Source organism: Duganella callida, from assembly GCF_004614165.1.
Classification (GTDB): Bacteria; Pseudomonadota; Gammaproteobacteria; order Burkholderiales; family Burkholderiaceae_D; genus Rugamonas; species Rugamonas callida.
Window position 1 is genome coordinate 23328 of the sequence record NZ_SPVG01000083.1, and the last position, 10316, is coordinate 33643.

General features: G+C 66.6%; 7 protein-coding genes. All 7 read right to left on the minus strand.

Features of this window, described 5'->3' with window-relative positions; genetic code table 11:
• Positions 1-3: 3 nt before the first annotated feature.
• Entirely contained in the window at positions 4-1743 is a 1740-nt protein-coding gene (locus E4L98_RS08800; RefSeq protein ID WP_135201185.1) for a methyl-accepting chemotaxis protein, read from the minus strand.
• An 86-nt stretch (positions 1744-1829) separates the two neighbouring features.
• Positions 1830-2903 (minus strand): patatin-like phospholipase family protein, encoded by a 1074-nt coding sequence (locus tag E4L98_RS08805; protein ID WP_135201186.1) that lies wholly within the window; start codon positions 2901-2903, stop codon positions 1830-1832.
• A 26-nt stretch (positions 2904-2929) separates the two neighbouring features.
• On the minus strand, positions 2930-4384 hold the full coding sequence (locus E4L98_RS08810; protein WP_135201191.1) for an efflux transporter outer membrane subunit: 1455 nt from the start codon (positions 4382-4384) through the stop codon (positions 2930-2932).
• Entirely contained in the window at positions 4377-7529 is a 3153-nt protein-coding gene (locus E4L98_RS08815) for an efflux RND transporter permease subunit (RefSeq protein WP_135201187.1), read from the minus strand. The genes E4L98_RS08810 and E4L98_RS08815 overlap by 8 nt, the downstream gene beginning before the upstream one ends.
• 12 nt (positions 7530-7541) lie before the next feature.
• The gene (locus E4L98_RS08820; protein WP_135201188.1) at positions 7542-8732 is read right to left on the minus strand and encodes an efflux RND transporter periplasmic adaptor subunit; all 1191 of its coding nucleotides are present in this window, start codon (positions 8730-8732) and stop codon (positions 7542-7544) included.
• Between the two features lie 144 nt (positions 8733-8876).
• Positions 8877-9812, minus strand: a complete 936-nt coding sequence (gene tal, locus E4L98_RS08825) for a transaldolase (protein WP_135201189.1) — start codon at positions 9810-9812, stop codon at positions 8877-8879.
• A gap of 62 nt (positions 9813-9874) precedes the next feature.
• The coding region (locus tag E4L98_RS08830; protein ID WP_167761304.1) for an EamA family transporter at positions 9875-10316 on the minus strand (442 nt) is incomplete at its 5' end.

A 10316-nucleotide genomic window follows, 5' to 3' on the forward strand; every position in this document is an offset into this window, starting at 1 on the left:
GACTTAAAATTCTTCCCAGTCCTGGTCGGCGCCGACTGTGGCCGGTTTGCGCGGCCTGGCGGGAACGGCCGCCAGTTTGGGCGGCGTGCGCTTGGCCGGCGGCGTGGCGGCACGGGAAGGACGCGCGGCCGACAGGGCGGGTTTGGCCGCTTTGGCGCTCGCCGGCGTCGCCAGCGCCGCGTGCATGCCGTCCTGTCCCAGCTTGAACGATGCCGCCACTTCGGCCAGGCGCGCCGCCTGTTCCTGCATGCTGGTCGCCGCTGCCGCCGCTTCCTCGACCAGCGCCGCGTTCTGCTGCGTCACCTGGTCCATCTGCGTGATGGCGGTGTTGACCTGGTCGATGCCGACACTCTGTTCGCTGCTGGCCGAGGTGATCTCGCCCATGATGTCGGTCACCCGGCGCACGCTGGCCACCACGTCGTCCATGGTGCTGCCGGCCTGCTGCACCAGTTTCGAACCGATGTCGACCTGCTCGACCGAATTGCCGATCAATTCCTTGATCTCCTTGGCCGCGGCGGCCGAGCGCTGCGCTAGTCCGCGCACTTCGGACGCCACCACGGCGAAGCCGCGCCCCTGTTCGCCGGCGCGCGCCGCTTCCACCGCGGCGTTCAGGGCCAGGATGTTGGTCTGGAAGGCGATACCGTCGATGACGCTGATGATGTCGAAAATCTTGCGCGAAGAATCATTGATCGAGCCCATGGTATTGACCACCTGGCTGACGATGTCGCCGCCTTTCTCCGCCACTTCGGACGCCGCGTGCGCCAGCTGGTTGGCCTGACGGGCGTTTTCCGCATTCTGCCGCACGGTGGAGGTCAGCTCTTCCATCGACGATGCCGTCTCCTCCAGCGAACTGGCCTGCTCCTCGGTGCGCTGCGACAGATCCATGTTGCCGGCGGCGATCTGGTTGGAGGCGGTGGCGATGGTGTGGGTGCCCACCTGCACCTGGCTGACCACCTGGCGCAGCGCATCGTTCATGCTTTTCAGCGCCGTCATCAGGTCGCCGATTTCGTCCTGGTTGGTGCGACTGTCGAATGGGGTGGTCAGGTCGCCGTTGGCCACCGTGGTGGCGATGTCCACCGCCGACTTGAGCGGCACCGTGATCGAACGCGAGATCACCCAGGCCGCCAGCGAGCCGACCGACACCATCAGCACCGCCAGCAGCAGCAGCAACGCATTGCTGCGGTCATTGGCGGCGTCGATGGCGTGCGCGGTGTCGTCGATCGCCTTGCGCTGCAAGGTGAGCAGACTTTTCACCTTGTTCTGATAGGTCTCGGCGGCGGGCGTGAAGCTGCTGTTGAAGGCCTGCTCGGCCTTGGCGCTATCGCCGGCCTTGCGCGCGTTCATGACCTCGGTCTTGGCTTTCTGATACTGGTCGCGCAGCTTGGTGATGTCGGCAAACAGCGCGCGCTCCTCGTCGGTGTCGATCAGCTCCTTGAGCTGTCCCATCAGATCGCTGCCGCGCTTGACGCTGCCCGCGATGACGTCGGCGAAGGTGGTGGACAAGGTCTGGTCGGTGCTGCGGGCGATCAGCGCGGTGCGCGCGATGGCGGAGTAAATCAGCACATACCAGTCGGCCACCAGGCGTTCCTTGGCCAGCGGCTTTTCCATCATGGCGCGCGTGGCCTGGGCGTTGGCGCGGGCGTTCACCAGCGCGACCGAAGTCGCCAGAATGGACAGCACGAGGACGATGGCGAAACCGGTGGCGAGACGCGTACCGATGCGCATCCGTGACAGAATGTTCATGATGTTGACTCCCGAACTGAAGTGCAGGATTCAAGTATGCGCCTGTCCGGCCGCCGTGTGTGCGTTTTGTTGCTGTTTGGGAACAGTCAAAAACTGGCGGCCTGATTCAGGTCGGGCCTTTCGCACCAGCGGGCGAAAGCGTCGGCCAGCCGTTCGCTTTCGCCGATGGCGCTCAGCCAGTCGCGCGTGCGGCGCTGGTTATCCTGGCCGTAGACCTTGAAGTCCTTGCGGTCGGGCAGCTTGGCGTTGGGCAGGCGGGCGATGAAGTCGGGCGAGGGCGAGACCAGGATCAGGTTGTCCAGCGCCTGATCGCGCGCGCGGCGCCATGGCATCGACTTGTCGAGCCAACCGGGCACGATGTAATCGTTGAAGTGCGGGTACAGCACCAGGCCGGCGTCGCGCTGATAGGGCAGGTGCAGGTGATAGTCGATCAGGCCACCGTCCCAGTAGGCGCCGGCCGGCGCGCCGGCGATATCGGTGACGGCCTGCAGCACCAGCGGGATCGAGCCGGAAGCCAGCAGCGCGTCGCGCAGATTGTGTGCGCTGAGTTCGACGAAGCGGCCGTCGAAGGCGTCGAAGCGTTCGCGCAGCCAGTTGGCGTCGTCGCCGGCGTGATGGAACACCACCCGGTGCATCGACGCGGCCAGGCGGTTGCGCGATACCGCGTTGCCGACGGCAGCCAGCAGAAAGCCGGCCATCTCGCGCCAGCGCGCACCGTTGGTATTGGCCAGCGCACCGGCGCCGCGCGCGGTCAGCACCGACAGGTGGTGATGCGGATGACCGATCACTTCCCGCGCGCGGCCGTCGATCAATTCGTCGAGCAGCGCGCGGCAGGTGCGCGACACATACTCGGGCGTGACGTTTTTCGGGTAGCGCTGGCTGGCGTACAGGCGCGCCAGCCGCTTGTGCGCCGCGACCGGATCGTCGAAGGCGGAAGCGGCCATGCGCCAGGCGCCGATCGAGGCGCCCACCAGCTTGCGCGGACGCGGTGCCTGGCGCAGAAAATCGCCGAACAACCAGCAATCGAAGCCATGCAGGATCAGCCCTTTCGGCCCGCCGGCGGCCGCCGGCACAATCGCCACATCGGCCGCCAGCACACCCTCTGCGGCGATACGTTGGCGGGCCTTGTGACCCAGTCGAATGGTAATTGGCGATGTCATGGTTTGAGTCGGCTCTGACCCCGATTTTACTTGAGGCCGCCGCCGAGGGCGCGATACAGGTCGATGGCGGTGGTGGTGCGCAGCAGGCGCGCCTGCACCACCGCCTGCTGGGCGCTGAACAGCTCGCGCTGGGCGTCCAGTACGTCCAGGCTGCTGGCGACGCCATTGTCGAAGCGCAGTTGCAGCAGCTTCAGACGGTCGGCCTGGGCGTCCTGCACGGCGCGCTGGGCGTTGACTTGTTCGCCCAGGTAGTCGCGCGCGGCCAGCGCGTCCGCCACTTCGCGGAACGCGGTCTGGATGGTTTTTTCGTAGTCGGCCACGGCGATGTTTTTACGGACCTCGCTCAGCGTCAGGTTGGCGCGGTTGCGCCCGGCGTCGAAGATGGGCAGGGTCAGCGCCGGCGCGAACGACCAGCTGCCGGAACCGCTGTCGAACAGGCCGTGCAGCGACGGGCTGCTGCTGCCCACCGCCACCGTCAGGCCGATGCGCGGGAAGAACGCGGCCCGTGCGGCGCCGATGTTGGCGTTGGCCGATTTCAGGCGCTGCTCGGCGGCGCGGATGTCGGGCCGGCGCACCAGCAGGTCGGACGGCAAGCCTTCCGGCAGCGCGCTCAACGCGTCGATCTGGGCGTCGCTCGGCATGGCGCCGCTGGCGGCCGACGAGGGCGGTTGGCCGATCAACAGCGTCAGCGCATTCTCGGCCTGCGCGCGCTGGCGCGCCAGCGTGAGCGCCGACGCGCGCGCGGTTTCCATCAGCGTTTCGTTGGAACGCAGGTCGAGGCGCGAGGAGGCGCCCACTTCGGCGCGCTGTTGGGTGAGCTTGTAGGTGCGGGCCCGCGCTTCGTACGTTTGCTGCGCCAGCGCGTACTGCTCGGCGTAGGCGCGTTCGGTGTAATAGGCCTGCGCCACTTGCGACACCAGCGCGATCTGCGCCGCCTGGCGCGCTTCGTCGGTGGCCAGGTAGGCCGCCAGCGCGGCGTCGTTCAGGCTTTTGACGCGGCCGAAGAAGTCCAGTTCGAACGAGGTCACCGACAGCCCGACATCGTAGCGTTTGCCGACCACGGTCTGGCCGCTGCCGGACAGGAAGGCCGGGGTCTTGGCCTTGGTGGCGCTGGCGCTGGCGTTCAGGTTGGGCAGGCGGTCGGCCGACTGGATGTCGTACTGCGCGCGCGCTTCGTCGATGCGCAGCACGGCGGTGCGCAGGTCGCGGTTGTTGTCCAGCGCGGCGGCGATCAGCGATTGCAGGCGCGGGTCGGTGAAGTAGTCGCGCCAGCCGGTGTCCACGGCGGACCTGGCATCGGCCGGCAGCGGCAGGGCGACGCTGTTTTTCGCCGCGGCGCCGGCGCTGTCGGACGGGAAGCTGGCGGCCACCGGCGCGGACGGGCGTTGGTAGCTCGGCGCCATCGAGCATGCCGACAGCAGGCCTGCGGTCAGCAGCGCCGCGAATGCGCCGCGCGGCGAGGCTTCGGCGGAGTTAATCATAGGTTTCATGGTTTTTATCGTTCATTTCATGTGCGGCCAGTTTGCGCTGGCGTTCGCTGCCCTTGAATATCCTGCGGATGACGACGAAGAACACCGGCACCAGGAACACCGCCAGCACGGTGGCCGTGATCATCCCGCCCATCACGCCGGTGCCGATGGCGCGCTGACTGGCCGAACCCGCGCCGGTGGCGATCACCAGCGGCAGCACGCCGAGGATGAAGGCCAGCGAGGTCATGATGATGGGGCGGAAACGCAGATGCACCGCTTCCAGCGTCGCTTCGATCAGCCCCTTGCCCTGCGCCTGCAGGTCCTTGGCGAATTCGATGATCAGAATCGCGTTCTTGGCCGACAGGCCGATGATCGCAATCAGGCCCACTTTGAAGTAGACGTCGTTCGGCAGTCCGCGGATGGTCGCGCCGAGCAGCGCGCCCAGCACGCCCAGCGGCACCACCAGCAGCACGGCGATCGGTATCGATTCGCTTTCGTACAGTGCCGCCAGCACCAGGAAGGCCGCCAGCAGCGACAGCGCGAACAGCATCGGCGCCTGCGAGCCGGAGGTCTTTTCCTCCAGCGACTGGCCGGTCCATTCGACGCCGAAGCCCGGCGGCAGCTGCTGCGCCAGGCGTTCCAGTTCATCCATCGCTTCGCCGGTGGAGCGGCCGGGCGCGGCGTCGCCGGTCAGCTTGATGGCCGGGTAGCCGTTGTAGCGCACCAGCTGCACCGGACCCTGTATCCAATGCGAGGAGGCGAACGAGGAGAACGGCACCATGGTGCCGCTGGCGCTGCGCACGTTGAGCTGCATGATGTCTTCCGGCTGCAAACGGCGCGGCGCGTCGGCCTGCACGATCACGCGCTGCTGGCGTCCCGAGCTGGCAAAGTCGTTCACGTAGGAGGAACCCAACGCGGTCGACATCATGGCGTTGATGTCGGCGAAGGTGACGCCCAGCGCATTGGCTTTCTCGCGGTCGATATCGACCTGCAGCTGCGGCGCATCTTCCAGCCCTTCGGGCCGCAGACCTTTCAGGATCGGGCTCTTGGCGGCGAGACCCAGCAGCTGGTTGCGCGCCGCGACCAGCGCGTCGTGGCCGGCCGCGCTGCGGTCCTGCAGGCGCGCGGTGATACCGGTGGCGTTACCCAGTTCGCGGATCGGCGGAGGGCTGAGCGGGAAGATGATCGCATCCGGGATGCCGGACAGGGCGCCCATGGCGCGCTGCGCGATGGCCTGGGCGGAATCTTCGGCGCCGCGCTCCTTCCAGTCCTTCAGCGGAATGAACACCAGGCCCGCGTTCTGGCCGTTGCCGGAGAACGAGAAGCCCGCCACCGCGATGGTGCGTGCCACGCCGGGCTGTTTGCGGAAGTAGGCGTCGGCCTGCGCCAGCACGGCCTGGGTGCGGCTGGTCGATGCGCCGGCCGGCAGCTGCACGTTGGCGATCAGGTAGCCCTGATCCTCGTTCGGCAGGAAGGACGAGGGCAGACGCGCATACAGCCAGCCGACCACGCCGCACAGCAGCGCGAAGATGATCAGATAGCGGCCGGTGCGCTTGAGGATGCGCGCGATCACGCCCTGATAGCCGGTGGCCGTCACCGCGAACTTGCGGTTGAACCAGCCGAAGAAGCCTTTCTTCTCGTGGTGATGTCCCGCCTCCACCGGCTTGAGCATGGTGGCGCACAGGGCCGGCGTCAGGGTCAGCGCCATCAGCGCGGAGAACAGCATGGCCGATACCATCGCCAGCGAGAACTGGCGGTAGATCGCACCCACCGCGCCGCCGAAGAAGGCCATTGGAATGAACACCGCCACCAGCACCAGCGTGATGCCGATGATGGCGCCGGTGATCTGGCCCATGGCCTTGCGCGTGGCGTCGCGCGGCGACAGCCCTTCCTCGCTCATGATGCGCTCGACGTTTTCCACCACCACGATGGCGTCGTCGACCAGGATGCCGATCGCCAGCACCATGCCGAACATGGTCAGCACGTTGATCGAGAAGCCGAAGATCTGCATGGCCGCGAAAGTGCCCATCAGGGCCACCGGCACCACGATGGTCGGGATCAGCGTATAGCGGATGTTCTGCAGGAACAGATACATCACCAGGAACACCAGCACCACCGCTTCCAGCAGGGTCTTGACCACTTCCTCGATCGAGATTTTGACGAAAAGTGAAGTGTCGTAAGGGATGGTGTACTTGACGCCGGGCGGGAAGTATTTTGACAGTTCGTCCATCTTGGCGCGTACGGCGGTGGCGGTTTCCAGCGCGTTACCGGTCAGCGACAGCTGCACCGCGATGGCGGAGAACGGCGCGCCGTTCAGGCGCGCGTTGATGTTGAAGTTGGCGCCGCCCAGTTCCACGCGCGCCACGTCCTTCAGCCGCACCAGCGAGCCGTTGGGATTCGCACGCAGCACGATCTGGCCGAATTCGGTGGTGGAGGACAGCTGGCCGGTCACCACGATGGGCGCGGAATAGGTCTGTTTGGCGGGGCTGGGCAGATCGCCCAGCGTGCCGGAGGTGACCTGCGCATTCTGCGCGCGGATGGCGGCGGTGACGTCGGCCATGTTCATTTTCAGGCCGATCAGCTTGACCGGATCGACCCACACGCGCATGGCGCGCTCGGTGCCGAACAACTGCGCCTGGCCGACGCCGGGAATCCGCTTGATCTCATTGACCACGTTGCGCGCCATGTAGTCGCCCAGGCCGGTCGGATCGAGGCGGCCGTCGGTCGAGGTCAGGCCGACGAACATGAGGATGTTGGAGCGTGCCTTGTTGACCTGCACGCCCTGCTGGGTGACCGATGCCGGCAGACGCGATTCCACCCGCTTGATGCGGTTCTGCACGTCCACCGAAGCCAGCTCCGGATTGGTGCCGGGCACGAAGGTGACGGTAATGGTGACGTTGCCGTTACCCTCGCTGACGGATTCCACGTACTGCAGGCCGTCGGCGCCGTTCATCTCCTGTTCGATCACGCTGGTGACGGCGTCGTCCAGCACCTGCGCGGTGGCGCCGGGATAGCTGGCGGTGATGACGATGGATGGCGGGGCGATGGTCGGATACTGCGCCACCGGCAGGATGCCGATCGCCAGTATCCCGCCCAGCAGGATGAAGAGGGCGATCACCCAGGCGAAGACGGGACGATCGATGAAGAATTTGGCCATCTGATCTCCCGGTTATTTGGCTGGCGCCGGCGCGGGTACGGCGGCCGGCGTGGCACCGACCGGCCCTTTCCACGGCTGCGGATTGACGGTGGCGCCGGGCTTGGCCTTCTGGAAGCCTTCCACCACGATGCGCTCGCCGCCCTTCAGGCCGGAACTGACCACCCAGTTGCTGCCCTGGTTGGCGGTGGCTACCACCGGCTGCGACACCACCTTGTCGTCGGCGCCGACGATCAGCACCGTCGATCCTTCATTGGTGCGCACGATGGCCTGCTGCGGGATGGTGATGGCGGCCTCGTTGACCGCCTGTTCCAGCCTGGCGCGCACGTACATGCCGGGCAGCAGAACCTTGTCCGGATTCGGGAACTCGGCGCGCATGGAGACGGTGCCGGTGCTTTCGTCGACGCTCACGTCGGAGAACAGCAGCTTGCCCGGATGCGGATAGGTCTTGCCGTCCTCCGTCACCAGGCTGACGCTGGCATCGCGTTTGGCCGACCCGTTGCCGGCACTCTTCAGTTTGCCCTCGGCCAGCGCGGCCTGCAGCTTCAGCACATCGGCCGAGGATTGCGTGATGGTGACGTAAATCGGATCGAGCTGCTGCACGGTGGCCATCGGCGTTGCTTCGCCCTGTCCGACCAGCGCGCCCTCGGTCACCAGCGCGCGCGAGACGCGGCCGGAGATCGGCGCGGTGACGGTGGCGTAGCCCAGCGTCAGGCCGGCGTTGGTGCGCGCCGCCCTGGCGGTGGCCAGGTCGGCCTGCGCCTGCTTCTGTGCGGTGACGGCGTCGTCGTATTCCTGCTGGCTGACCGCCTGCGCCGCCAGTAATGGTGTATACCGTTTCACCTTGAGATCGGCCTGCGCCAGGTTGGCCTCGGCCTTGCCGACCGCCGCCTGGGCGCTGTCGAACGAGGCCTGGAACTGTGCCGGGTCGATACGGAACAGCACCTCGCCGGCCTTGACGTCGCCGCCCTCCTGGTAGAGGCGTCTCAGCACGATGCCGGCGGTCCGCGCGCGCACCTGGGCGATGCGCGACGCCTCGGTGCGGCCCGGCAGTTCGCTGCTCAGGGTGACCGCGCTGGGCGTGACGGTGACGACGGCGACGGTGGCCGGCGGCGGCGCGCCGGGCGCGGCGGCCTTGTCGCCGCAGGCGCTCAGCAGGGTCATGATGGCGACAGCGGCGGCGGTGCTACGGGGGACTGATCTCATGGAGGTCTCGCAAGATGGGTTTTATACTTGATGCAAGATTGTAATACAGGCAGAAAACTACGGCTGGGAGCGTATCCAGATGCAACAAGGGCAGAAGGCGGCGGGCGCCGCGCTTCTGCCCTTGCAGACGAACCAGCCTGGAACTTAGCGCATGCCGGAGATGATCTGCTTCAGTTTGGCCGTGTCGGCGACGAAGGCGCGGATGCCTTCGGCGGTCTTTTCGGTGGCCATCGCGTCTTCATTGAACATGAAGCGGAAGGTCGGCTCGTCGATGGCGATCTTGCCGATGGTGGCGCTCTTGCTGCTGTCGGCGCTGAGCTTGCGCTCGAGCGGCGCGCTGGTGTCGGCCAGCTTTTGCAGCAGGTCCGGGCTGATGGTCAGCAGGTCGCAGCCGGCCAGTTCCAGGATCTGGCCGGTGTTGCGGAAGCTGGCGCCCATCACCTCGGTGCTGTAGCCGAACTTGCGGTAGTAGTTGTAGATGCGCTTGACCGACTGCACGCCCGGATCTTCGGCGCCCTGGTAGTCGATGCCGGTGGATTTCTTGTACCAGTCGTAGATGCGGCCGACGAACGGCGAAATCAGCTTGGCCCCCGCCTCGGCGCAGGCGATCGCCTGCGGCAGCGAGAACAGCAGCGTCATGTTGGTGTGGATGTTTTCCTTTTCCAGGATCTCGGCGGCGCGGATGCCTTCCCAGGTCGAGGCCATCTTGATCAGCACGCGTTCGCGGTCGATACCGTTCTTTTCGTACAGCTTGATCAGCTCGCGGCCCTTGGCCACCGAGGCGGCGGTGTTGAACGACAGCGCGGCGTCGATCTCGGTCGAGACGCGGCCCGGGATCACGCGCAGGATCTGCTTGCCGAAGGCGACCAGCAGGTGGTCGATCACTTCGCCGGTGCTGGCGTCCAGGTTGTCACGCACGGCTTTTTCCAGCAAGGGCTGATACTCTTCCTTCTGCACCGCTTTCAGGATCAGCGACGGGTTGGTGGTGGCGTCCTGCGGCGAATACGCCTGGATGGACTGGAAATCGCCGGTGTCGGCTACCACGGTGGTGAATTGCTTGAGTTGTTCGAGTTGGTTCATGGACGCTGCCAATCTGATAATGAAGTTGTGGTCGCGCCTATTTTACTCCGAACCGGGCCGGATCAAGCCAGTCGCATGAGTGCGGCGCCACAGGCGATCAGGATCACGGCGATGATGCGCGCCGGCGCCAGGCGCTCGCGCAGGAACACGGCGGCGATCAGGGCGGCGAACAGGATCGAGGTCTCGCGCAGCGCGGCGATGGCGGCCACCGGCGCCAGCGTCATCGCCCACAGCGCCAGGCCGTAGGACGCCAGCGTGCCCACGCCGCCCAGCAGCATCACCCGGCGGTGGGTGCGGACGTAGGCCGGCAGTTCGGCCCAGCGGTTGGCGGAACACAACAGCAGCATGGCGGCGGTCAGCACGAACAGCCACATGGCGTAGCCGGCCGGCGCGCCCGAGCGGCGCACGCCGACCCCGTCCAGCATGGTATAGCCGGCGATGACGGCGGCGTTGAGCAGCGCGTAGGCGGTGGCGCGGCGGCGCGCGTCGCGGTTGGCGGCGGTG